Here is a 23,606-nt window from a genome sequence, read left to right on the forward strand (position 1 = left end):
AGCAACGTGTGCCGGCGGAAGGCGACGATAACGGCCTCTTCTTCGAGGGAAAGGGTCGTCGAGTGCGGGTCCTTTGGGCCTGTAGCAAGGTCGACCAACGATGTCCGCTTCTTCCATTTCGCCACGGTTTTCTGGTTGATCCCGTATCGCTTCGAAAGCGTTCTCAGGCTCTCTTCACTATTTTGTATTGCTCGACGGATTGCCTCTGTCGTCGTGGCGCTCCCGTGTAAAACCTGGCCCATAGTGCTTCCCTCCATGCCAAGGAAAATATTGCACCATCAAATGCCGGGACTAAACAGCTAGTCCCTCTGGGGGAGGGAGATCACACCGGGCATAAAATGAAAGTCCTGCTTTGCATCGGCTCTGCTATGCCACGACTAGATAAAGCGTTGGCTCCTCTGCGCGGTTCGTCTTTGCCGGCCCATCGGCAATTTGGAACCTGGATAGCATCTCGAAAAGCGATGCGGTCTCCTTCGCGAGATTGTTCACGGCAGCAGTCGACTCTTCCACCATAGCTGTGTTCTGCTGTGTCGCTGATTCGATCTTACCGACTGAGAAATTGATTTCCTTGAGCCCGTCGGCTTGAACGCGAGAAACCTGAGCAATGGCGTCGACGTTCTGATTGACGCTCTGCACCTGAACAACGATTTGGCCCAAAGCGTTGCCGGCCTGTTGCACACGCTGGACCCCATCATTGATATGCAGGTTGGATATTTTGATCAGAGACTTGATTTCTTTCGCCGCCGCCGCAGACCTTTGCGCCAGGTCTCTGACCTCCTGCGCTACTACCGCGAACCCTCGGCCAGTCTCCCCGGCCCGAGCCGCCTCAATGCCCGCGTTCAAAGCCAAAAGGTTTGTCTGAGATGCGATTTCATCGATGACACCGATAATATTGCCTATTTCGACCGAAGAAGACCGAATGTTTGTCATGGCCTCAATAGTCTCGCGCATTATGGTGCCTGACCTCTCGGCATGTTCCTTGGTCTCGCCGACGAGGATCCCTGCTGCGTGAGCTTTATGGCTTGCGTCCACCACCTGCCTTGTCATGTCTGCGAGGACAGAAGCCGTTTGCTCGACGACTATAGCTTGCTGCTCCGTTCTCACCGCGAGTTCGTTCGAGGAAGTACGGATTTCTTCAGCCCCCGCAGCAATCGCCTGCGCATTGTCGTTTACTTCGGACATTGCATCGCGAAGCTGGCTAATCGCTGAATTGAAGTCCAATCTGAGCGGCTCAAGAGCTCCCGTGAAAGGCCGATCAAGCTGAATGTGAAGGTTGCCTTTCGATAACTGCCTCAGTGCATCGGCAACTTGTTCGACGGCGGAACTGGTCTGTTCGGCAGCCCGCTGGCGCTCCTCTCCTTCGTTCTCCAAACGCCGCCGCTCGGCATCCTGTCGATGATGCTCGGCGACCGCATCGCGCTCCGCTTTTTCTGAAAGATGATTCTTAAGGCCGGATATCTGCCGCGCGAGCTGACCGATTTCATCCTTCCGTCGCTCGAGTATTTGGTCAATTTCCATGTCGCCGGCGATCATTTGCAGGACTGACTGCTGTAGTTTCGCCAGAGGCACGATGATGGAGCGGATAGTGAGCGATGCCGCGGTTACTCCGAACAAGGCAGCTATGCCGAGCGCAGCTAGCGTCAGAAATTTAAATTCATCAGAAGCTGCTTTAACTTTGCCACCAACGCCTTGGTTTAGAGCTTGCTCGTAATCGATCAACTTGTTCAGAGCACCAATCCATGCCGTCAACTTGGGTCTCAGTTCATTTAAGAGCAGCGGCTTTGCCTCGTCTCTTTTTCCGTCGAGCGTCAACTTGGTGACGTCGGCAATCAAAGGCTCGGCGTCATTCTGAAAAGCCGTCAGACCCTCAGCGAGGCGACGCTCTGCGGGGGTGCTGGCGACGTCGGAATTAACGGCCTTTTGCAACTCCGCGAAGTTGGAAGCGTAGGATGCCTGTAGCTTTCTCATCATCACGATTGTCGTGGCTTGATCCGTATTCGAGTCAGTCAAAACGATGTCGCGCAATGCTACCGCTCGATCGCGGACCGAGCCCAGCATATCGATGCCATTCCGAAATTTTTGGCTATTACTGCCATTTATGAGGCTGAGCTTCCCGTTGATCTCGTCGACCTGGCTGATTGACGAAAGAGACAGAACTCCCATTGCGCACAACAGCAACCCGAATGCGATAGACAAACGTATCGCCACGCCAAATTTCCGAATCCTCCACATCATTTCCCCTCCGCCCGAGCAAACCTTTTCAACTCCGTATGAGGTATAACCTTATACGTAATACCTTAACCGAAATTGAAGGGCGCAAAGGCCAATGCAGGATACGATCGAAAGAACCCTCAGCCGGCTGGCGAGCGGATCAAGGCTCTGGCCGACGACGGCTATTGCGTAGGCCGATCAACCGGATCAAAGCTCCCATCGGAATTTTCGGCAAAGCTAAAAGTGCGTCGTCTCTGGCATTATTGGTTGTCGCCGACGTCGTGGTGGCGAGAATGCCTGCCAAATCTTAGATTCAAAACGCAGTCCCCGAGCGAGCCATTACCTGAAGAAGAGATGACCGCCTCCGCTGAACCGCCTCGTGGAGATACTCAAGAGCTGCTTGATTGATCGAGCTTGTTGAGGCGAGGTTGCGCGCCGCTAGCTCTCTGCTTTCAGCGCATGCTTGACGCGCAGAATAGTGATCACAACAGAACCCACAACGACCGGAACAGCGACGAGCATGATCATTGGATCGAAATGGAACCCAGCGTGGTCTGCCGTTTCATACACGAACTTCAGCAAGCTCAACAAATAGTAGCTTATTGCAATGATCGAAAAGCCTTCGACCGCGCGCTGGATCTTGACCTGCGTCGCGGCGCGATCAGCCATGGCCTGGATCTGTGTCGCGTTCTGGAATTCGATCTCGACCTGAATTCGGGTTTGCAACAAGTCGAGCAAGTGCATCGCGGCCCTCGATAGTTGCTCAAGCCTCAAGGCGGTCGCTTCACAGGTACGCACCGCTGGCTTGAACCGCCGCTCCACGAAGGTACCGAAGCGTTGAAAGCCGACGACGTGCGTTTCCCGTAAAAGCGCGATCCTCTCCTCAACGATCTTGGCGTAGGCTGCGGTTGCGCCGAACCTGTTTCTGGTCTCGGCGGTGGCCGAAATGACATGGGATGAGAGAGCGGTAATCTCCTCGAGCAATTGCTTGTGCTGATGTGCGGGCGTACGAAGATTGCGATTGGTCAGTTGAACCAACTCCGTGTCATATCCGCCGAGAAGCGGGGCGAGACGACGCGCTTCCGGCAATCCGAGAAGCGCCATGGATCTGTAGGTTTCGATCTCGAAGATGCGGCGTACCATGCGCCCCAGGCGGTGTGCGTTCAGGTCCTTGTTGAACAGGATAATTCTACTTGAATTGTCCCCTCGAACACGAAAATCGGAGCAAACCTGCGCCGCGCCCCCACCGATCAATGAGGCGGCGGTATCACCGAAGCCGAAGGTTTCCAGCACCGGTCCCAGCTTGTCAGGAGGGTTCCCGAGGACAAGGATGCTGACGTGACAAACGAGCAGCGGTGAGTTCAATCCTGCGAGCTCGGCAAAATCACTTTCAAGGAGGTCAGATTCCGGCCAGCCCCCTGGCTCGCTGTCAAGTTTCCGGACGCGCGTAACCGTCACGAATTCAGTGTGCCTTTCGACTCTAACCGAAATCGTGCCATCAGCTTCGAGACTGTCGTGGAACTCCTTGATAACACCGTCTATGGGCATGAAAGCAACGTGCTCAACAATTGCCGGACCGGTGAAATAGATCGACGGTCGAGCGTGAAGCTCGGAGTTGAAGTCTGCCGTCTGCTGTTTGAAAGCAGTTGGACGAGAGATCTGTACACAAGGAGACGTCGTTGCCGACGCTGCTTCTTCCGCACCCTTCGAAATCACGTCTGTGTTCCCCATTTTCAGAAGTGCAAACACCGGCGAACCTTATGAAGCGAATGCAAGCAACTTGGAAGCCCGCCCGGATATGATAAATCTGCTGATCCGCGTTCGACCTTCTTTTGAAAGGTCACAGCAGCCTAAGAAGCTAGGAGACCCCCGCTGGTATGTCACGCCAGCTGTACTTCGGGCGATATCATAGAACGTCTCGGGGCCACTAGGCTTGAGACAAGACTGCCATGTTCAGCACGTTGTCCTTGTAGCGGTACATTGGGATAATAAGCAGCCCTAAGGGCACGTGTGGGCCGCGCCAACACGGTATCATCTGCTGCTATCACGAAGTGATGGAAACCATTGAGGCTTGCGTTGAGCGCAAGCGAAATGGCCTGGGCACAGTCCCGTCTGTCAACATAGGACCACAGGTTCCATTTCTGAACGCCGGGATTATCTTCGCAAGCTTTCCTTGCATCATATTGGTGGGGCTCTTTTACCCAAGAAAACCGCGGGCCGATCATTTTGAGCGCGGGATCCCAGCGGCAGAATTCGGCTGCGACGGATTCGTCTACAAGTTTGGAAAGCGCGTAGCTACTCTCAGGCTTCGAGGTCAGCTTGTCATCGACCGGAAAATAGGCAGGTGGATCGTCAAACGGGACGCCCAGCAAGGTCTCACTGCTCGCAGAAACAATGTTCTTTATGCCCGCGATCCTTGCAGATTGGAAAACATTGTAGCTGATGGCGGTATTGGTGTGAAATATGTGCGTGCTCGCAGCGACTTTCGCGCCTACTATCGCAGCAAGATGGACGATGCCATCAATCCCGGATTCGATATCGGCGACCGCATCAAGGACCTGGCCATAGTCCCGCATATCGACGCGGGCGAACGGGCACCTCATGTCGGATGACGGCACCTCGTCGATTCCGATGACCTCGTGCCCCTCTTCGAGAAGGCGTTCAATCGCCGCGCGCCCGATTCGTCCGCTGCTTCCAGTGACCAGAAGTTTCATGGCATTTCCCCTTTACGGGCCGCACAATGGCACGAACGAGAGTGCAGGTTACGGCACCCAGACCCGCTGGGTTCCTCCTGGTTCGTAACGCGCTCTTGTCACCTCGAGAGATTGATCAAGGTGGCCCTTTCCTCGGCGGTGAGCGGCCGGACCTCGTGGTTCTGCAAGAGCAAGAAGAGCTTCGCCGTTTCCTCCAACTCCTCTGTCGCGTACTGGGCGTCCTTTAGGGACTTGCCCGCGACGACAGGTCCATGGTTTGCCATCAACACCGCATGATGGTTCGCGGCGGCGGCTCCCACCGCCGCCGCCAGCGCTTCGTCTCCGGGAGGAAAATACGGCACGAGCGGCAGGAAACCGATACGCATGACATAGTAGGCGGTCAGGGGCGGCAGAACGTCGCGCTCGTTGACCTGCTTCAACAAGCTGACGGCAACCGAATAGGTTGAATGCAGGTGGACGACGGCTCGGCGATTGTCCTTACCGCAATACATGCACTTGTGGAGGAACGCCTCCTTGGTGGGCTTGTCACCTCCGACATGCACGCCTTCCGCCGAAAAGCAGGACAGCCGTGCTGGATCGAGCACGCCCAGCGAAGCGTTGGTGGGCGTCATCAAAATTCGACCGTCCGACAGACGCACGCTGATGTTGCCGGTCGATCCTGCGGTCAGCCCGCGGTCGAAGAGCGAGCGACCGACCTCGACTATCTCGTCGCGGACCTTCGTCTCTTCAGATATGGAGCCTATCATCGTAGCCGGTCCCAAGCGTTCATGAAGAAGTCCCGATCGCCGAAGTTGCCGGACTTCAACGCGAGCGACAGAGATCGCCCCTGGCTCTTTGCGTGTACCCACGGCACTCCGGGGGCGATTTCGTTGCCAATCGAGAGCTGGTCGACGCCGAGCGACTTCACCACCGCTCCCGACGTCTCGCCGCCGGCGACGATGAGATCGCTCACACCCTTCTCGACGAGCCTTCGCGCGATTGAGGAGAGGGCGGCCTCGACCATCTCGCCGGACTGCGCGGCGCCCAACTTGCGTTGGTTTTCCTTCACCTCGTCGGGCAGAGCCGTCGCATAGATGAGAACAGGCTTGCGGCCCAGACGGGACGAGGCCCACTCGACGGCCTCGCCGACGACATCGCCGCCGTCCGCCAGCTTTGAGAGGTCGACGCGGAAACCCTCGTGGTCTGCGAGCATCGCCTCTACCTGTCCGTTGGTTGCGACCGAGCAGCTACCGGAGACGACGGCTCTGTAGCCTTCTTCCAAGTCAGTCGTAACGGCAGCGTCGCGGCTGTTCCCGCCGGCAAGAAGAACACGAGCCAGCCCATATGCCAGGCCCGACGCACCGGTGAACAGCACGAGATCCTTGAATGCCTGGGCAATCTCGACAAGGTCCTCGTCAGCCAGGGCGTCGATGACGACAATACGCGTGCCGTCGCCGTGAATGGGGGCGGCCCATTCGGCGATGGCGGACGCCCCTTGCTTCACCGTCTCGTAATAGCATCCGGTGATTTCGGCCCGCGACTGCGGCCCGAGCACCCGCAGCAGGTTCGCGTCTGTCATCGGCGTCAACGGATGATTGCGCATGCCGGACTCGTCCAGCGGCACGTCGCCGACGAACAGGTTGCCCTTGTAAACCGTCCGGCCGTTGGCAGGGAAGGCGGGGCAGGCGATCGTTATGGATTGGCCAAGCTCCGCAAGCATCGCGTCGGCGACCGGGCCGATGTTGCCCTTCGCCGTGGAATCGAACGTCGAGCAGTACTTGAAGTAGTACTTCTGCGCGCCACAGCCACGCAGCCATCGCAGCGCGGCCAAGGACTCCTCGACCGCCATTTGCGGAGGTGTCGTTCGAGTCTTGAGGGCGACAACGATTACGTCGGCGTCAATGTCCCTGTCGTCTTCAGGAACGCCGATCAGCACCGTCGTTTTGAGGCCGGCGCGCGCGAAGATGTTCGCGACGTCGGTCGCTCCCGTGAAATCGTCGGCGACGCAGCCGACCAGCAACTTTCCGGCGGCCACCATGAATCACCTCATGATGAAGGGGTTGGCGACGTCTTCAGCGGTCGAGATCATCACACTCTTCGTCTGCATGTAGTTCTGGATCGAGGCGATGCCATTCTCGCGACCGATGCCGGAGTGCTTGTAGCCTCCCAGCGGCGACATATAGCTGATGACGCGGTAAGTGTTGACCCAGATGGTGCCAGCCTGGATAGCGGCCGAAACCTTCAGGATACGACGCATGTCCTGGGTCCAGAAGCCCGCGGCCAGCCCGTAATTGGTGTCATTGGCAATATGCACGGCTTCCTCATCGCTGTCGAAGGGGATGACCGCCAGAACCGGGCCGAAGACCTCCTCCTGCGCGATGCGCATGTCGTTTCGGACCCCGGAGAAAATCGTAGGTTCGACGAACCAGCCCCTGGAGAGCTCGGCATTGTCCGGCCGCCCCCCACCGAGAACGCATTCGGCGCCTTCGCCTTTTGCGATGTTGATATAGCCGAGGATCTTCTCGAGTTGCGGCGGCGTCGTCACGGGGCCAACCTGCGTCGACGTCAAGAGCGGATCGCCCATTCTCGCCGTTTTTGCGAGGGTGACGATCTTCTCGAGAAACTGGTCGTGGATCTTTCGCTGCACGAGCAATCGTGAGCCCGCAATACATGTCTGTCCGGTGGCAGCGAAGATGCCGGAGATCACCCCGTTGACGGCATTGTCGATCTCCGCATCGTCGAAGACGATGTGCGGGCTCTTGCCGCCGAGTTCAAGCGTAACCTTCTTGAAGTTGCGCGCTGCAAGCTCGCCGATCTTGCGCCCGGTGCCTTCACTTCCCGTGAAAGCGATCTTGGCGACGTACTTGTGGGTCGTCAGCGTCTCGCCGACATCTGCGCCGAACCCTGTGACGACGTTGAAGACGCCCGCGGGAAAGCCAGCCTGCTCGACGAGCTTTGCGAACTCAAGGGTCGAAGCAGACGTGAACTCCGAGGGCTTTGCCACGAATGTGTTCCCTGCGGCGAGTGCCGGTGCCAGCTTGTAGGCGAGCAGCAGGAGAGGGGAGTTCCACGGCGCAATCCCGACGCAGACGCCGAGCGGCTCATTACGAGTGAAGTTGAAGGTGTCCGCCTTATCGATCGGGATGACCGCTCCTTCGATCTTGTCCGCCAGCCCGCCGAAGTAGTAGTACCACTGCGGGATGTATTTGAGCTGAAACAGCATCTCGTTGATGAGCTTGCCGTTGTCCGTAACCTCGATCGTCGCGAGATGCTCCGCATTCTCGGCGATCAGGTCGCCAAGACGCCGAAGAAGGTGTCCGCGGGCGCTCGCGGTGAGCTTCGGCCACGGACCGCTCGTGAAGGCGCGGTGCGCAGCCTCGACTGCTCGTTCCGCATCTTCCCTGCCGCCCTTCGGAATAGCGGCCCAGGTCTGCCCGTTGAAAGGGTTCTTCGTCTCGAACGTATCTCCGTTGGCAGCGTCTTCCCACTTGCCGTCGATGAACATCTTGTATGTCTGCATTGTCTTTCTCTCTTCTAGCATCCGAGTTGTCGGGCGAGGTCTTCGAGATCGTCGGCGACGTAATCCCAGCGCTGCTCGGCTGTGAGGTCGGTCGTCTGGCCCTCGCCGTATTCGGTGGGTCGTGCGATGAATGCGGTTTTAAGGCCAAGGCTGCGCGCGGCGGCAAGATCGTAGTTGTGGGCAGCGCACATCATGACGGCCCCGGGCTCCAGATAAAGGAGTTTGCAGACCCCGAGGTAGGTCTCAGGATCGGGCTTGTAGTGCTGGAAAAGCTCGCAGGAGAACACGTTGTCCCACGGCAAGTCGGCATGCTTTGCCATATTGACGAGAATCGCGACATTGGCGTTGGACAGAGGGCCGATGATAAACTTCGACTTCAGCCGGTGTAGCCCGCGCGATGTGTCGGGCCAGCCGTCCAGGCGATGCCAGACCTTGTTGACGTGCATCATCCGGTCGTGGTCTAGTTCGGCCAGCCCCATCTCTGCGAACACTGCCTTCAAGGCATCGAAGTGAAGTTCGTCCAGGTTCGTCCACGGCAACTCGCCGCTGCGCACCCGCGCTTTCTGGGGATCGTAATGGTCTCGCCAGCGGTCGACGAGACCGGTCCAGTCGATCTGCAGGCCCTCCGCCGCGCCCCAGGCGGTGAGATCGCGGATGATCGAACCCCGCCAGTCGACGACAGTGCCGAACGTGTCGAAGACAATCGCCTTGACGCTGCTGGTCATCTCGCGCCCTCCTTCTTGTCGGACGAAATGCGCTCGAACGTTTCCACTCGCTTTTCGGCCACCCAATCTCGAACCATCGCATCAAAGCTCGTGAAGTGCGGCGTCTTCAGGTGGAAGTCGAAATCGGCTCTTGAGCCATAGACTTCATAGAGGTAGATTCGCTCGGGCCGCTCAGGATCGCGGCAGACATCGAACACTTCGCAGTTCGGTTCGTCGCGCAGCGACGTCGCCGCATTCTCGATTATCGCCGCATCGAAATTATCGGCGAACTGGTTTCGAACGACGAACTCTACGACCACGACAAAGCCTGTGGATGCCGAACTCATGCGACCTCCTTGCGGACGGCACCCAGAGCGCCGATCACGCTGCGCGTCATCTCCGCGCAATTGGCGCTTCCGCCATACTCCATTGGAACCGCGATCTTGGTCGACAAGGTGTGCTCGACCGCGGCCTCGATCAGCCCGGCGGCGTCAGCAAGCCGCTGATCCCCGTGCTTCACCGCCAGCCAGTCGAGCATCATCGCTCCCGACAGGAACATTGCGCCCGGATTGGCGACGCCCTTGCCCGCGATATCGGGAGCGGTCCCGTGTGCCGGCTGGAAGAGGCCGTGCGTATCGCCGATGTCCGCCGAAGGGGCCATACCCATGCCGCCGATCAGACCGGCCGCAAGGTCGGAAAGGATGTCGCCAAACATGTTCTCGGTCACCAGCACGTCAAGCGTCCAAGGCTTCTTCACCATGTTGAGCGCCAGCGCGTCGACATAGGCATAGTCCTTCTGCAACTCGGGGTGCTTGGCGGCGATCTCATCGAAAACCTTCCGGAAGAAAGCCATCGAACTGAAGACATTCGCCTTGTCGACGCAGGTCACCGTGCCGGCCTTGCCGCGACGTTTGCGCTGGGCGGCCAGCTGGAAAGCGAATTCGGTAACGCGCTCGGTGCCGGCCCGCGTGATCTGCATCGTGTCGTAGGCCTCTTGGTCGTTTAGCACTTCGCCACGGCCACGCGCATAAAACAGTCCTTCTGTCTGCTCGCGGACCAACACGAAGTCGATTCCTTCGGCGCGAGGATCGGACAGCACTTTCGGAAGGCCGGGAAACCACCGGATCGGACGGACACCTGCAAACAGGCCGAACTCCATGCGCAAGTCGAGCTGCGGAATGATTTCCGTCCCGTCCGGGAAGCGGATGTCGGGCCAGCCCATCGCGCCGAAGAGGATTGCGTCGGATGTCCGGCAGGCCTCGAGCGCGGCGGCGGGCAGGGCCTCGCCGGTCTCCGCGTAGTGCTGGGCACCGGCCTGATGCGTCTCGAACATGAGCGGTGGCGCGCCCGCCTGGCTGACGGCGGCGTCGATCAATTCCAGGCAGGCAGGCATGACTTCCCTGCCGATCCCGTCGCCGGGAAGGACTGCGATCTTGAGAGTGTTGTACAACGATGACATTTGAAACCTGTCCTAGAGGTGGTTGAGGCCGAGGCGCTCGAGAAGGTCGAGCAGTTCCTTGCCTGCCCGCTCGCGGTGCGCCTTGTGAATGTTTCTTGCTTTTTCGCGGTCGCCTTCGCGGATTGCTTGCACGAGTTCTGCATGTTCGCGGGTTGAGTTAACCGGCTTGGGACGCATCTTCAGCGTCACCATCCTGACGCGATGTGCGCGGTCGATGAAATTGAGGACGACCGACTTGAGCATCTGGTTGCCGCCAAGGTCGAGCAGTTGCTCATGAAATCTTGCGTCCGCCTGCGCCCAGCGCTCCAAATTATCTTGTGAAAGCGCATGGTCCATGTCGGCCGTCGCCTTTTCGAGACCCCGGAGTTGATCCTCGGAAAGCTGGCGGCTGGCGGCAAGCTCTGCAGCCGTACTCTCCAGCGACGTCAGGATTTCGTAAATTTCCTTCATGTCAGAAATAGAAATCGGCAGAACCCGCATTCCGTGCCTCGGGATCACCGAGACAAGTCCGTCCTGCTGGAGGCGCATGAGCGCCTCCCTTACGGGCGTCCGGCTCATCCCCAACTGGGACGCGACTTCCTGTTCGGTCGCCTGGTAACCGGGCGCCCACTTGTTATCCAGGATGAGCTGGCGCAACCGAAGGTGCGCTGTCGCGGTCATTGTTTTCGCGAAGGCGTCCTCTTTGATCTCTGAGACCGGTGCTGTCTGTTTCCTGGTCGGCATTTTCTTTCCCTTCAAGCTGGCTGATTTCTCAGGAGCCTACATATTTTCGCCAGCTATGTTCAGGCTGGTATCCGAGAACGCTCTTTGCTTTGTCGATCGACAGCAAGGTTTCGTTGTTTCCGATCTGCTTCTTGAACGGGACCCCCGGATACCACCTCCTGACGAGTTCCTCGTTGGAGGTGGTCATGACCCCATCGTCGTTTGCGATGATGAACACCTCGGCACCTTTGCCGCTCCACTCGAGCGAGCGACGGATCGCCTGTGCCCCGTCGCGGGCGTCGATATAGGTCCAAAGGTTGAAGCGTCTGCTGCCCGGGTTCTGCTCGAAGGCCGGGAAGTCCGCATACTCGCTCTCGTCCATAACGTTGGAGAAGCGTAGGCAAACGATCTTGAGCTCGCTGTCCCAGCGGCAATACTGCTTTGCCATCTCCTCGCCGAGATGCTTCGAGAGGGAATAGGAGGTTTCCGGGCGCGACTGATAATTCTCGTCCGCCGGCAGATAGTCAGGCTTGATCTCGTAAGGAATGCCGAGCAGGGTCTCGCTCGACGCCCACACGATGTTCTTGATGCCGAGCAAGCGGCATGACTCGAAAACATTGAACGTCGAAATGGTGTTGACCCGGAAAACATCCGCAGGAGCAACGCGCCCCGGCATCGGCACAGCGGCCAGATGGACGACGGCTTCAGTGTTGCGATTGTGGTCCCAATCAAAGCCACTGATCGCCTCGATCGTGGCGCGCATATCCTCGAAATCGACCCTGACGAAGGGGCAGAGGTTTTCTGGCGGAGCGATCGTATCCGCGTTGATGACGTCGTGGCCGCTCTCAACCAGATGCTTGATCGTGGCTCTACCCAGTTTGCCGCTGCCGCCTGTGACTAAAACTCTCATATCGTAATACCTCCGTAGAACCTTCCAGGTTAGCGGCTTCGGCCGACCGCCACAGCCAGGATGATGAGCATTCCGCGCGCGATGAGCTGCTGGCTGTAGTCGAGGCCGCCAAGAATAAGGCCGTTGTTGATGACACCGATGAGCAGGGCACCGACGATGGAACCGATCACGGTGCCGCGTCCGCCGAATAGGCTGGTACCGCCGAGAACCACGGCTGCAATGACAGACAGCTCATCGCCTTCGCCAAGCTGAAAGCGTCCAGACTGCAGGCGTCCAGCATAGAGCATGCCAGCGATCGCAGCGGCCATCCCCGTCAGTAGCAGCACCTGGAACTTGATTTTCCGGACATCGACGCCGCTGTAGCGAGCTGCGACCGAGTTTCCGCCTGCCGACATGACCTTGCGGCCGAACGGTGTCTTTCGGAGCGCGATATGGGCGATCGTGCCCAGAACGGCGACCCAGACAACGAGGACAGGAACAGGGCCGATGTTACCGGAACCAAAGACGAAAATGAACGTATCGTTGATAATTGGAACAGGCGAAGTGCCGCTTACCCACATTCCGACCCCTCGCGCGATCCCCATCATGCCGAGTGTCACCAAGAACGACGGGATGTTGAGATAGGCAGTCAGGCCGCCGTTTACGGCGCCTACCAGCAGCCCGAGGGTCAAGCCCGCGAGAATGCCGGGGAATAGACCGTACTTGCTCAGCACCAGGCCAGCGACCACCGACGACAGTCCGGCTATGGCTCCGACCGAGAGGTCGATCTCGCCCGCCGAGAGTACGAACGACATTGCCATGGAAACGATGGCGACGATCGCAGTCTGCCGCAGGATGTTGAGCAGGTTGTTTGAAGATAGGAATCCGCGATCCTGCAGCAGGATCGCGAAGACGATGAAGATGACGACGAAGCCGATGTAGACGACGTAGTCGCGCCAGTTGCTGTGCCACGGCCGCATGTGGGTTGCATCCGTCTCTGTGTTCAATGTCTTGGCTTCAGTGGACATTTTGGGTTGCCTTCTGAATCGCGACCTGCAGACCGAGTTCGGTGCGGATCAGCGGAGATTGAGTTTCGTCGCCGGCAATCGTGGCCCAGCTTTCGATTTCGTCGCGCTCGATTTCGCGCGCGAGACGTCCGTTGTTCATGACCAGGATGCGGTCGCTTGTTGCCAGAAGCTCGGCTGGTTCCGACGAGATGACGATGACGGACTTTCCGGAGGAGGCGACGCTCCGAATGAGTTCAACGATCTCGGCCTTTGAACCGATGTCTACGCCTGCTGTTGGTTCGTCGAGAATGACAACCGAAGGATCAATCGCTAGCCATTTGGCAATAACGATCTTCTGCTGGTTGCCGCCGGAAAGGCTCCTGACCTTGTTGTCAGCGGACGGCGTCTTGATCCTCAGTTGCTTGATGAGATCGGAGGTCAGTGTTCCCTCGCGTCGACGGTCGATGAAGGGACCGCGGACGAGCTGACCGATCTGCGGCAGTCCAAGATTGTCGCCGACGCTGTGCTCGACAACCAGACCTTCCTCGTGGCGGCTCTCCGGAACAAGCACAATGCCAGCCTTGATCGCATCCGAAGGTGACTTGAACTCAACGGCAGTGTCGCCGAGTTCTACGGTTCCCGCAGTTTTCTTATCGACGCCGAAAAGAAGGCGGGCAAGCTCGCTCCGGCCAGCGCCCATGAGGCCTGCTATTCCCACAATCTCGCCCCTGTGAACGTCGAAGCTGACATCGCTGGGTTTTCCCGAAGGGCCCGAAAGGCCACGTACGCTCAGCGCGGGTTTGCCGCTGCGATCAATGGCGCGCGCCTGGTATTGGAAACCGGTGACACGCTTGCCGACCATGTGCTGCACGATCGAGTCGAGCGTGAATTCGGATGTCTTCCCGGAGGTCACGTTCTGACCGTCACGCAGAATTGTAATCTCGTCGGCGATCGTCATGATCTCGGTCATGCGATGGGAAACGTAGATCACGGCTGTTCCCGCCGCAGTGAGCTTCTTCAACATGCCGAACAGAGTGTCGGCTTCCTGTGCGCTCAGCGACGAGGTTGGTTCGTCAAGGATAAGGATCCTGGCGTCCTGGTGGATGGCCTTGGCGATCTCGGTCAGCTGGGCCTGGCCGGGGCTGAGTTCAAAAACAGGCGTCCTCGGATCAACCCTGAGGTTGAGTTGGCCGATGATCTCGGCTGCCTGTGCGATTTCCCTGCGTTCGTCGACCAAGATCGACAGGCGGCGGGGCTCCCGGTTGAGGAAAATGTTCTGGGCGACCGTGAGGGTGGGGATCAGGCTGAGGTCCTGGAAGATCATCTCAATGCCGAGCCTGCGGGAATTCTCCGGAGAGCTTGACGACATGTGTTCGCCAAAAACCTCGATGGATCCCTCCGTGGGTGTGACCACGCCCTGCAGGATCTTCAACAGCGTAGACTTGCCGGCGCCATTTTCGCCGACCAGCGCATGGATTGTCCCGGGTTGGATCGTCAGGCTGACACCGCGCAATGCGTGCACGCCGCCAAACGATTTCCTCACGTCGCGCATCCTGACGGCGGCGAGGGTTTCGGTGACTGCTTGAGTGTTCATGGTCGTTGTCCGCCGCTGGGGACGGGGAGCGGCCGGAGCCGCTCCCGCGCACCGTTAGTTCATTGCGTCGGTGAGAATCTTCGGTGCCTGGTCGCCGTTCGACTGCGGCCACGCCTCGATCAGGTTATCGCGGGTCACCGCAAGGGCCGGGAGCACGACGTAGGGAGGTGCGTCCTTTCCGAGTAGGGCGTATCCGGCAAGGATGCCCTCGGCATAACCGGCGCCGTACGGACGCTGGGATCCGGTTCCCTTGACGTAACCCTTCTTAGCCATGTCGATCGAGATGTTGACGCCAAGGTCGCAAGTGGTGATGACGAGGCTCTTGGACGCGCCCGCTGCGCGCGCCGCTGACAGGACGCCTTCTGTTGGAACGTCCCACACGGCCCAGATGCCATTGAGGTTGGGGTGGGCCGTCAGCATTGCGGAGGCGACGCGCTCGGATTCGCTTGAGAAATCAGGGCCTCCGACCCCGGTCTCCTGGACGATCTTGATATCCGGATAATCCTTGATCGCTTCCTTGAAGCCGACCACGCGTTCTTTGGTGGCAAAAAGGTCGGACGCATGCGGGATGAGACCGATTTCGCCCTTGCCGTCGAGCGCCTTGGCCATGAGCAGTGCGGCGACCTTTCCCATCCCGCGGTTGTCGGAAGAGACGAGGCTCACATAGTCTTTGCCAGCCTTCATCCCGGCGCCGGTCTGGTCAAGGAAGATGATCTTAATGCCAGCGGCAGCAGCTTTCTTGTATGCTGCGGCCGTGGCTGACTGCTCGGCGGGAACGGTGATCATGACGTCAGGTTTGAGCGCCATGACGCTTTCGATGTCTGAAACTTGCTGCTCCGCGCGATATCCAGCATCAGTCGTCGCAACGATTTCGACGCCGAGCTCTTCCAGGGCCTTCTTTTGCCCGGCCATCTGGGCCTTGGCCCAGTCAGACGCCGTGTAGTGCATCACAATGGCCGCTTTGGCATGCTTCGCCTTGATCTTTTCGATCTCTTCGGCGGATAGCTTCAGGTCGCTCGCGAGGGTCGCTTTTTCGCCGTTGGGCCCGCTTGCCGGGTGACTTTCAATATCCTTGATCTGTTTATCGACATCGATCGCGAAGGCGCTCGGCGCATAGGCAGCGCTGCCGCCGAGGGCAGTGGCAAGGGCGATCATCTGTAGGGACTTGCGCATCGTCATAGGCATTTCGGTTCCTCCCTTTAAGGCCTATTGAGTTCCTCGAATTCAAGAACGTATACGTTAATGCATTTATAAAAGCTGTCAACTGAAGAATGTCGGGAAGCATCGGCGAGCCGAATTGAGCATCCCGCATTTGGGATGGTTTCAACCACCGTGAGTGCCCAACGCGGTAGTCATCACGGTGGTCGTCTTGTCCGTTTGCCACCAAACGGATCGAGGCAGACCGCCCCCATGAAATCGACCCGGAACGATCCTTACGGCTCCCGATCGACGCGGTAGTCAAATAAAAGCTATTGCGCAAATAGAGAGGTATAAGGTATGAGGTATGATGTCGATGGGCAGACTTTTTGCAGCGGAATGTGATATTGTTATGTTTGTCGTATATAATGCGTTATTTTGTGTTTCGATATTGTGATATCCAGAAAAGTGCGCCACATTAGTCGCGGTTTATGAGGGAGGAAGAATTGACAGCAGCAGTTTCGATCCGCGATCTCGCGAACGCTATCCGTGTCCTGTCGATCGACGCGGTTGAGGCCGCAAAGTCCGGGCACCCCGGAATGCCCATGGGCATGGCTGATGCGGCGGCGGTGCTGTTCGGCCGGCACCTCAAGTTCGATTCAAGCGAACCTGGCTGGCCGGACCGCGATCGTTTCGTCCTGTCGAACGGCCATGGCTCGATGCTGCTCTACAGCCTTCTGCACCTCACCGGGTACGAAGACATGACGATTGAGCAGGTTCGCAACTTCCGCCAATGGGGCTCCAAAACGCCAGGTCATCCCGAATACGGGCACACCGCTGGCGTCGAGACGACCACCGGGCCGCTCGGACAGGGGATCGCGTCGGCTGTCGGAATGGCTATCGCGGAGCGGCGCCTATCAACCGAATTTGGCGCAGCGCTTGTCGATCACCGGACCTACGTTTTCTGTGGAGATGGGTGTCTCATGGAAGGTGTTGGTCAGGAAGCTGCTTCGCTGGCCGGCCACCTGCAGCTCGGCAAGTTGATCGTCCTTTACGACGACAACTCCATCACCATCGACGGCTCGACCGCAATTGCGTTTTCGGAAGATGTGCTCGCGAGGTTCGACGCCTACGGATGGCACACGCAGCGCGTTGACGGTCATGATCCGGATGCGATCGACGCGGCGATCTCGCAGGCGAAGGCGGAAGGATCCAGACCATCCCTCATAGCCCTGAAAACCATCATTGGATACGGCTCTCCGTCAAGGGCAGGAACAAGCTCCGTACATGGTGCACCGCTCGGCGCCAGCGAAGCCGCCGCGACGAAGGCAGTCTATGGCTGGACGGCGGACACTTTCGAGATTCCTGCTCCAATCCTCAAAACTTGGCGCGAAGTCGGCGCGAAGGGCGCCAAGGCGCGCAAGGACTGGCAAGCGCGGCTTGAAGCAGCGGGCGCAGATGTCAGAAGTGAGTTTGAACGCCGCACCGCCGGCTCATTGCCAGCGCGATATGAGGAAGCGGTCAACGCCGCCAAGGCAAAGCTGCTCGACAAGCCGCAATCAGTGGCAACGCGTAAGGCAAGCCAGATCGCACTGGAAGCGCTGACGGAGCTGCTTCCGGAAATGATCGGCGGGTCCGCTGACCTCACCCACTCAAACTTGACCCGGGTTCCGGCCGTCGACAGCGATTTCACCGCCGCTGCAAGCGGGCGGTATGTCAGCTATGGCGTTAGAGAGTTTGCCATGGCCGCCGCGATGAACGGTATGGCGGCTCACGGCGGCGTCATACCCTATGGTGGCACGTTCCTCGTCTTCTCGGATTATTGCCGCAATGCCATTCGTGTGGCGGCTCTGATGGGCGTCCGCTCTATCTTCGTGATGACGCATGACTCGATCGGTCTTGGCGAAGACGGTCCGACGCACCAGCCGGTCGAGCATCTTGCCAGCCTCAGGGCAATGCCGAACTTGCATGTATTCCGGCCGGCCGACACCATCGAGACGCTGGAATGCTGGGATCTTGCAATAACCAGCAAGAACACGCCGTCGGTTTTGGCGCTCTCGCGGCAGAATGTCCCGCAACTGCGCGCCCAGCGTGACGGCATCAATCGCTGCGCACGGGGAGCCTATGTGCTGCGGGAAGCGAGCAGCGAACGTGCCGTCACAATCATCGCCACTGGAACGGAAGTCGCGCTTGCGATCCAGGCTGCCGACGAGCTTGAGGCGAGAAACGTTCCCGCCGCTGTCGTCTCGATGCCGAGCTGGGATCTCTTCGAACAGCAGCCCAAGGATTACCGCAGCTCGGTCCTCGGCAACGCGCCGCGCATTGCCGTGGAAGCGCTCTCGAAGTTCGGCTGGACTAGGTATGTCGACAGCGAAGACGACGTGATTGGGATGTCCGGCTTCGGAGCGTCTGCGCCGGCCGAGACGCTGTACGAGCAATTTGGGATCACGCGTGACGCAATCGTCACGCGCGCCCTAGCAAGGATAAGGGGCAAGCAATGAGCGCGCCGGCGACACCCGGAAATGACGAAGCGGGCGTCCAGTATGGTTCTGTCGATGAGTACCTCTCGACCTGGGCTGCTGAGGATTTGTCCCGTCAGGGGGTGGCGGCTCTAATCAACGGTGTGTTGGATGCCGCCTGTCTTTTATCCGCACGCATCGCAGCCGGTTCCCTGGAGGGCGATCTGGCCCACCTTGTCGGATCAAATACCGACGGTGATGCGCAAAAGGCAATCGACATCGCGTCGCACGAGTTGTTCGTCGAAATACTCGCACGCGCAGGCGCTGCCAGGGTCCTGTCCGAGGAGGCCGACGCGCCAGTTATGCTCAATGGCCAGCATTTTGCGGTCGCAATCGATCCGATCGACGGTTCAGGCAATGTCGGGCTGGGCACGCCCGTCGGCACGATCTTCTCGATCATGCCTTTCTGCGAAGCTGAAGATCCCTTTTTAACCCCTGGAAAGCGCCAGGCCGCGGCCGGTTATGTCTCATTCGGCAACACGGTCGATTTGGGCTTTTCGGTCGGTGAGGGTGTGCTGCTGGCGACGATGCATCCCCAAACCGGCGAGTTCCTGATCGTCAAAAGGCAGGTTCAGATACCTCGCGACACGTCCGAGCTTGCATATAACGCTTCCAACCACCGTCACCTTCACCCTGCCATGAGCCTGTATCTTCAGGATTGTCTGACCGGCAAGGAGGGAACGCGCGGCCGCGATTTCAACATGCGTTGGCTCGGATCGGCAGTCGGAGAGCTCCACCGGATCCTGATCAGGGGCGGTGTGTTCTTCTACGCCGGCGACAAGCGACCCGGCTTTGAAAATGGGCGCCTTCGCCTGGTGTATGAAGCGAATCCGATCGCGTTCCTGATGGAGCAGGCCGGGGGGCGGGCCACCGACGGCACGACCGCCATCCTGGACAAGATCCCGACCTCTCACCATTGCCGCACGCCGCTGGTTTTCGGTTCGGCGACGGAGGTCGACGTGATCGCAAGCTATCTCAATTCCAATCCAACCAGCGAGTAACACGTCATGGCCAGGATTACTCTCCGCCAGCTGCTGGATGATGCCGCCGAACACGGCTACGGCGTCCCGGCGTTCAACATTAACAACATGGAACAGGCGCTTGCCATCATGGAAGCGGCCGACGGAACGGATTCGCCTGTGATTCTCCAGGCGAGCCGTGGGGCCCGAGCCTATGTCAACGACATCATGCTCAAGCACATGATGGAGGCTGTGACGGAAATCTATCCGCATATCCCCGTTTGCGTCCATCTTGACCACGGAAACGAACCGAGCACCTGCGTCACCGCGATCCAGCATGGTTTTACGTCCGTCATGATGGACGGATCGATCCTTGCTGACGGGAAAACCGCGGCGGATTGGGACTACAACGTCAAGGTCACGAGAAGCGTCAGCGACACGGCCCATTGGGCAGGGGTTTCGGTGGAAGGGGAGCTTGGCGTTCTGGGCTCGCTTGAGACCGGTACGGGCGAGGCGGAAGACGGTCACGGCGTCGAAGGCAAGCTCGATCCGCATCAGCTTTTGACCGATCCGGAGGAGGCGGCGAAATTTGTCGCGGAGACCAAGGTGGATGCGCTTGCCGTCGCAATGGGCACCAGCCATGGCGCCTACAAGTTCTCACGCCGGCCGGACGGTGACGTGCTGGCAATGGATGTTATCGAGGCGATCCACCGGAAACTTCCGAATACCCATCTCGTCATGCACGGTTCGTCAAGCGTGCCGGAGGAGTTGCAAGAAATTTTCAATCGCTTCGGCGGGCGGATGAAGCCCACCTGGGGCGTGCCGCTCGAGGAAATCCTGCGCGGAATTCGGCATGGTGTGCGAAAGGTCAACATCGACACTGATTGCCGCATGGCAATGACCGGGCAGGTGCGCCGAGTGCTGTCCGAAGATCCGACAGAATTCGACCCTCGCAAATATTTGAAGCCTGCAATGACGGCGCTTTCAAAGCTGTGCCGCGAGAGATTCGAAGCTTTCGGAACGGCAGGACGCGCAAGCTCCATTCATGTTGTGCCGCTCGCGGAAATGGCGAAGCGGTATCGAGCCGGCTCGCTCTAGGTCGGCCAACATCCATTTGAACGCAAACGTGGTGAAGCGGCGATGACCGAGAAGAAAACCCTCTGGATTGGCACCAGCTGGAAGATGAACAAGACGCTTGCCGATGCCGCGCAGTTTGCGCACGGTCTCAGGGCCGCAGACATCACGTCCCATCCGCGCATCCAGCGCTTTGTCATCCCTCCTTTCACTGTTGTCCGGGAAGTGAAGACCACGTTGGCGGGCACGTCGGTGAAGGTCGGCGCGCAGAACATGCATTGGGACGAGGAGGGCGCCTGGACGGGCGAGATTTCACCCTTGATGCTCAAGGACTGCAACCTCGACATCGTCGAGCTTGGTCACTCCGAGAGGCGTGAACATTTCGGTGAGACGGACGTGACGGTAGGACTGAAAGTCGGGGCGGCGGTTCGCCACGGCTTGATCCCGCTCATCTGCATAGGGGAGACACTTTCCGAACGCGAGGCCGGGCGAGCCCGCGACGTCCTCGAGCGCCAGGTTCGCGGCGCGTTGGGAAGCCTTTCTACCGACCAGAAGCACAAACCGATACTGCTTGCCTACGAGCCTGTTTGGGCCATTGGCGTCGATGGGATCCCCGCGACAGCGGACTACGCCGACGCCCGCCAGGCCGAAATCATCGCGTTCGCGGAAGCCGTGCTCGGCCGGCGCATTCCCTGCCTCTACGGCGGTTCGGTCAACGCGGACAACTGCGAAGAGCTCATATCCTGCCCCCATGTCGATGGGCTGTTCATCGGCCGCTCGGCCTGGAAGATCGAGGGCTACCTCGACATCCTCGAAAAGTGCGCGGCCAAAATCTGAGGAGTGATGAAGATGAAAATTGCAGTAGCAGGCGACAGCGCGGGCGAAGGCCTCGCCAAGGTCCTCGCCGATTATCTCAAGGACCGTTTCGAGGTGTTCGAGGTCTCCCGGACGGACGCCGGTCTCGACGATTTCTATGCGAACCTCTCCGACAGGGTCGCCAACGGCGTGCTCGACGGCACCTATGACAAGGCCATCCTGGTGTGCGGCACCGGGATCGGCGTCTGCATTTCGGCAAACAAGGTGCCGGGTATTAGGGCAGCCCTCACACACGATACTTATTCCGCCGAGCGGGCGGCGTTGTCGAACAACGCCCAGATCATTACCATGGGCGCCCGCGTCATTGGATCGGAACTTGCGAAGACGATCGTCGACTCCTTCCTCGCCCAGAGGTTCGACGAGAACGGTCGCTCGGCCAGCAATGTTGCCGCCATCGACGAGGTCGATACGAAATACCACACCCGCTAGTTGGAAGGCTGGGCAAGCATTGCTCGCGGTCGACGCGCCAGGCGCAATCAGCCTGGCGCATTATCGTTTTCTGGCAATTTTCAGAACCCGGCGAATAGGCCGGGCGGCATACGGTATCCGGGCTTCGCGTCCGCCTTCAGATGCCGCCGGTGATGATCGCAGTGCGACCTGCGGGAAATGCAAGATGCGCCACGCCTTGACGTGATGCCCTGGCTGTCATTTCAGCAGGGATGTGCGGAAGTGTTCCATGTTTTCCTCGACGCTTTCGCGGCTGAGGTCACCGGTCTTTCTGTCCCGGATCATCTGAAACATGTGTTCGTGGAGATCGACTGCGCGCCATTTGCCACTGACCTCTAGCGATTTTTGCACCCAAGGCGCGACCATCGTCAGCACGAAGTCGGCGATCACGACGATCAACGGGTTTCCGGCAGCTTTGTATATTGCTCGGTGGAAATCGAGATCGGCCTTGAGGAGATCTTCGATCGCGGAGTTCGCATCCTCCGACAGCCTTTTTAGTCGGTCGATGCACTCTCTCATCGTGGCGAGGTCTTCGTCCGTACGCCGCAGCGACGCGAGTTCTGAACAGTTGCGGTCGAAAATGTATCGCAGTTCCATCAGCATCTCAGGCGTCGAGCTCTGAAGATAGAGCTGAAACATCGCGAGCGGCATCGCCGGAAGGCCTTCGTCCTTACGGATGTAATTTCCAAAGCCATGACGCGTCTCGACAAGACCCGAGACCGCGAGCGTTTTGATCGCCTCTCTGATTGGAGTGCGACTGATCCCGAGAAGCTGGGCCAGCTCTTTTTCATTGGGAAGTTTGTCACCAGGCCCGAGGTTGCCTTTGGCAATTTCGCCCGTAATGTAGTCGAGCGCTATGTCCAGCCGGCTTGGGATTTTCTTTGGGTCAACAGACAGCATTCCTGGTCACGCTCCAATCAGAAATCGAAAAGGTACGAGGTCATACCGCGTTTTACCGCTTGCGACAAATGCCGAACGTCGAACTGGCCACTTCTCCAGGTTATTCGCTGATTTGTCCCAGCCGCTTCGAGGCTTTTGGATCGAATGGGAACATGAGGCCAGCGGCCAGGAAGCCGCCGTCGACGTTCAGGGTGTGCCCCGTAATATAGGCAGCATCGTCGCTCGCCAGGAACACCGCGGCATCAGCGATTTCCGATGGTTCGCCATAACGGCGTTGCGGAACTAGCCGATGATAGGCGTCACGCGTTTCGACCGTGTGCATGACTTTCGAGACCTCGGTCAATATCGGGCCCGGTGCGATGTTATTCACGTTGATTCCCGATTCCGCGAGTTCGACCGCCATAACCTTCGTGAGGAGTTCGACGCCGGCCTTTGAGGCTCCATAGGCCGAACGTCCGACACCGCCCTTCTGACCGGACAGCGAAGCGATATTGATGATCCGCCCATAGCCTTTGGCGGCCATGATCCGAGCAAAGGCTTGCGCCACGAGGAATGTTCCGGTCAGATTGATCCGGACGACGCGTTCGAATTCCTCCCTTGAGCTTTCGAGAAACAGAGTGGTTGCGCCCACGCCCGCGTTGTTCACGAGTATGTCGACCGTGCCGAACCGGCCAATCGTTTCCTTAACGATCGTCTCAACGTCTTCGTTGACCGAAATATCGGCGCGGACGGCCAAAGCCCGCTCCCCAAGCCGCTCGGCGGCTTCGTTCGCCACTTCCAGATCGCGGTCGACGATAACGACATTCGCGCCTTCGCGAACATAGGCTTCAGCGATTGCCAGTCCGATGCCCCGGCCAGCGCCCGTCACCACGGCAGTGCGTCCAGAAAGTCTCATCTCGTCGTCCTCCAATTTTC

The 23,606-nt window shown here is 58.8% G+C and carries 21 protein-coding genes and 1 pseudogene; 5 read left to right on the forward strand and 17 right to left on the reverse strand.

Annotated features, from left to right (window positions below):
* The 15 genes and pseudogenes from PH552_RS21485 to PH552_RS21555 all read right to left on the reverse strand — a co-directional run.
* Positions 1-242: pseudogene (locus PH552_RS21485) on the reverse strand (IS481 family transposase); the annotation flags it as partial.
* Positions 243-366: 124 nt separating this feature from the next.
* A complete protein-coding gene (locus PH552_RS21490) occupies positions 367-2,208 on the reverse strand; it encodes a methyl-accepting chemotaxis protein (RefSeq protein WP_245276592.1) in 1,842 nt (613 codons plus the stop codon).
* Between the two features lie 441 nt (positions 2,209-2,649).
* Entirely contained in the window at positions 2,650-3,927 is a 1,278-nt protein-coding gene (locus tag PH552_RS21495; RefSeq protein WP_004129836.1) for a DUF3422 domain-containing protein, read from the reverse strand.
* A 164-nt stretch (positions 3,928-4,091) separates the two neighbouring features.
* Complete coding sequence (locus PH552_RS21500) at positions 4,092-4,925, reverse strand: NAD-dependent epimerase/dehydratase family protein (protein WP_285166279.1); 834 nt, start codon at positions 4,923-4,925, stop codon at positions 4,092-4,094.
* A 98-nt stretch (positions 4,926-5,023) separates the two neighbouring features.
* The gene (otnC, locus tag PH552_RS21505; protein WP_004129830.1) at positions 5,024-5,671 is read right to left on the reverse strand and encodes a 3-oxo-tetronate 4-phosphate decarboxylase; all 648 of its coding nucleotides are present in this window, start codon (positions 5,669-5,671) and stop codon (positions 5,024-5,026) included.
* Positions 5,668-6,942: a 3-oxo-tetronate kinase gene (gene otnK, locus PH552_RS21510; RefSeq protein WP_285166280.1), complete on the reverse strand. Its 1,275-nt coding sequence runs from the start codon at positions 6,940-6,942 to the stop codon at positions 5,668-5,670. Before otnK ends, otnC begins: the two co-directional genes overlap by 4 nt.
* A gap of 3 nt (positions 6,943-6,945) precedes the next feature.
* Positions 6,946-8,424, reverse strand: coding sequence for an aldehyde dehydrogenase (locus PH552_RS21515; protein ID WP_179613286.1), 1,479 nt, complete (start codon positions 8,422-8,424; stop codon positions 6,946-6,948).
* A gap of 14 nt (positions 8,425-8,438) precedes the next feature.
* Complete coding sequence (locus PH552_RS21520; RefSeq protein WP_179613285.1) at positions 8,439-9,149, reverse strand: haloacid dehalogenase type II; 711 nt, start codon at positions 9,147-9,149, stop codon at positions 8,439-8,441.
* Positions 9,146-9,475 carry a putative quinol monooxygenase gene (locus PH552_RS21525; protein ID WP_179613284.1) on the reverse strand — a complete coding sequence of 110 codons (330 nt, stop codon included), beginning with the start codon at positions 9,473-9,475 and terminating at the stop codon, positions 9,146-9,148. Before PH552_RS21525 ends, PH552_RS21520 begins: the two co-directional genes overlap by 4 nt.
* Positions 9,472-10,587, reverse strand: a complete 1,116-nt coding sequence (locus tag PH552_RS21530; protein WP_179613283.1) for an isocitrate/isopropylmalate dehydrogenase family protein — start codon at positions 10,585-10,587, stop codon at positions 9,472-9,474. The genes PH552_RS21525 and PH552_RS21530 overlap by 4 nt, the downstream gene beginning before the upstream one ends.
* Positions 10,588-10,599: 12 nt before the next feature.
* Positions 10,600-11,310, reverse strand: coding sequence for a GntR family transcriptional regulator (locus PH552_RS21535; protein ID WP_004129802.1), 711 nt, complete (start codon positions 11,308-11,310; stop codon positions 10,600-10,602).
* A 28-nt stretch (positions 11,311-11,338) separates the two neighbouring features.
* Positions 11,339-12,199 (reverse strand): NAD-dependent epimerase/dehydratase family protein, encoded by an 861-nt coding sequence (locus tag PH552_RS21540; RefSeq protein WP_004129798.1) that lies wholly within the window; start codon positions 12,197-12,199, stop codon positions 11,339-11,341.
* A 29-nt stretch (positions 12,200-12,228) separates the two neighbouring features.
* Complete coding sequence (locus tag PH552_RS21545) at positions 12,229-13,206, reverse strand: ABC transporter permease (RefSeq protein WP_004129795.1); 978 nt, start codon at positions 13,204-13,206, stop codon at positions 12,229-12,231.
* Entirely contained in the window at positions 13,196-14,779 is a 1,584-nt protein-coding gene (locus tag PH552_RS21550; protein ID WP_179613282.1) for a sugar ABC transporter ATP-binding protein, read from the reverse strand. Before PH552_RS21550 ends, PH552_RS21545 begins: the two co-directional genes overlap by 11 nt.
* A gap of 54 nt (positions 14,780-14,833) precedes the next feature.
* Positions 14,834-15,964 (reverse strand): substrate-binding domain-containing protein, encoded by a 1,131-nt coding sequence (locus PH552_RS21555; protein WP_004129791.1) that lies wholly within the window; start codon positions 15,962-15,964, stop codon positions 14,834-14,836.
* A 443-nt stretch (positions 15,965-16,407) separates the two neighbouring features.
* Here PH552_RS21555 and tkt point away from each other — a divergent pair, with 443 nt between their 5' ends.
* From tkt to derI, 5 genes are read left to right on the forward strand one after another with little or no spacing between them, the layout of a single operon-like run.
* Entirely contained in the window at positions 16,408-18,417 is a 2,010-nt protein-coding gene (gene tkt / locus PH552_RS21560; RefSeq protein WP_051264138.1) for a transketolase, read from the forward strand.
* Positions 18,414-19,436, forward strand: a complete 1,023-nt coding sequence (locus PH552_RS21565; RefSeq protein WP_028753512.1) for a class 1 fructose-bisphosphatase — start codon at positions 18,414-18,416, stop codon at positions 19,434-19,436. Before tkt ends, PH552_RS21565 begins: the two co-directional genes overlap by 4 nt.
* Before the next feature lie 6 nt (positions 19,437-19,442).
* Positions 19,443-20,492, forward strand: coding sequence for a class II fructose-bisphosphate aldolase (gene fba, locus PH552_RS21570; protein WP_004129785.1), 1,050 nt, complete (start codon positions 19,443-19,445; stop codon positions 20,490-20,492).
* Between the two features lie 42 nt (positions 20,493-20,534).
* Positions 20,535-21,305 (forward strand): triose-phosphate isomerase, encoded by a 771-nt coding sequence (locus tag PH552_RS21575; protein ID WP_037155982.1) that lies wholly within the window; start codon positions 20,535-20,537, stop codon positions 21,303-21,305.
* 12 nt (positions 21,306-21,317) lie between these two features.
* The gene (gene derI, locus PH552_RS21580; protein WP_013984669.1) at positions 21,318-21,773 is read left to right on the forward strand and encodes a D-erythrulose-4-phosphate isomerase; all 456 of its coding nucleotides are present in this window, start codon (positions 21,318-21,320) and stop codon (positions 21,771-21,773) included.
* 216 nt (positions 21,774-21,989) lie between these two features.
* Here the strand turns inward: derI and PH552_RS21585 are convergent, their stop codons facing one another.
* Together PH552_RS21585 and PH552_RS21590 are read right to left on the reverse strand one after the other, a co-directional pair.
* Positions 21,990-22,691 (reverse strand): FadR/GntR family transcriptional regulator, encoded by a 702-nt coding sequence (locus PH552_RS21585; RefSeq protein WP_004129783.1) that lies wholly within the window; start codon positions 22,689-22,691, stop codon positions 21,990-21,992.
* A 100-nt stretch (positions 22,692-22,791) separates the two neighbouring features.
* Positions 22,792-23,586, reverse strand: a complete 795-nt coding sequence (locus tag PH552_RS21590; RefSeq protein WP_004129782.1) for an SDR family NAD(P)-dependent oxidoreductase — start codon at positions 23,584-23,586, stop codon at positions 22,792-22,794.
* Positions 23,587-23,606: the final 20 nt, after the last annotated feature.

The organism is Rhizobium aureum (assembly GCF_030182495.1).
GTDB classification, from domain to species: Bacteria; Pseudomonadota; Alphaproteobacteria; order Rhizobiales; family Rhizobiaceae; genus Rhizobium; species Rhizobium tropici_C.

Coding starts and splice junctions, on each gene's coding strand:
- PH552_RS21500 (WP_285166279.1), bottom strand. CDS start 4,925: ATGAAACTTCTGGTCACTGGAAGCAGCGGACGAATCGGGCGCGCGGCG.
- otnC (WP_004129830.1), bottom strand. CDS start 5,671: ATGATAGGCTCCATATCTGAAGAGACGAAGGTCCGCGACGAGATAGTC.
- otnK (WP_285166280.1), bottom strand. CDS start 6,942: ATGGTGGCCGCCGGAAAGTTGCTGGTCGGCTGCGTCGCCGACGATTTC.
- PH552_RS21515 (WP_179613286.1), bottom strand. CDS start 8,424: ATGCAGACATACAAGATGTTCATCGACGGCAAGTGGGAAGACGCTGCC.
- PH552_RS21520 (WP_179613285.1), bottom strand. CDS start 9,149: ATGACCAGCAGCGTCAAGGCGATTGTCTTCGACACGTTCGGCACTGTC.
- PH552_RS21525 (WP_179613284.1), bottom strand. CDS start 9,475: ATGAGTTCGGCATCCACAGGCTTTGTCGTGGTCGTAGAGTTCGTCGTT.
- PH552_RS21530 (WP_179613283.1), bottom strand. CDS start 10,587: ATGTCATCGTTGTACAACACTCTCAAGATCGCAGTCCTTCCCGGCGAC.
- PH552_RS21535 (WP_004129802.1), bottom strand. CDS start 11,310: ATGCCGACCAGGAAACAGACAGCACCGGTCTCAGAGATCAAAGAGGAC.
- PH552_RS21540 (WP_004129798.1), bottom strand. CDS start 12,199: ATGAGAGTTTTAGTCACAGGCGGCAGCGGCAAACTGGGTAGAGCCACG.
- PH552_RS21545 (WP_004129795.1), bottom strand. CDS start 13,206: ATGTCCACTGAAGCCAAGACATTGAACACAGAGACGGATGCAACCCAC.
- PH552_RS21550 (WP_179613282.1), bottom strand. CDS start 14,779: ATGAACACTCAAGCAGTCACCGAAACCCTCGCCGCCGTCAGGATGCGC.
- PH552_RS21555 (WP_004129791.1), bottom strand. CDS start 15,964: ATGCCTATGACGATGCGCAAGTCCCTACAGATGATCGCCCTTGCCACT.
- tkt (WP_051264138.1), top strand. CDS start 16,408: ATGAGGGAGGAAGAATTGACAGCAGCAGTTTCGATCCGCGATCTCGCG.
- PH552_RS21565 (WP_028753512.1), top strand. CDS start 18,414: ATGAGCGCGCCGGCGACACCCGGAAATGACGAAGCGGGCGTCCAGTAT.
- fba (WP_004129785.1), top strand. CDS start 19,443: ATGGCCAGGATTACTCTCCGCCAGCTGCTGGATGATGCCGCCGAACAC.
- PH552_RS21575 (WP_037155982.1), top strand. CDS start 20,535: ATGACCGAGAAGAAAACCCTCTGGATTGGCACCAGCTGGAAGATGAAC.
- derI (WP_013984669.1), top strand. CDS start 21,318: ATGAAAATTGCAGTAGCAGGCGACAGCGCGGGCGAAGGCCTCGCCAAG.
- PH552_RS21585 (WP_004129783.1), bottom strand. CDS start 22,691: ATGCTGTCTGTTGACCCAAAGAAAATCCCAAGCCGGCTGGACATAGCG.
- PH552_RS21590 (WP_004129782.1), bottom strand. CDS start 23,586: ATGAGACTTTCTGGACGCACTGCCGTGGTGACGGGCGCTGGCCGGGGC.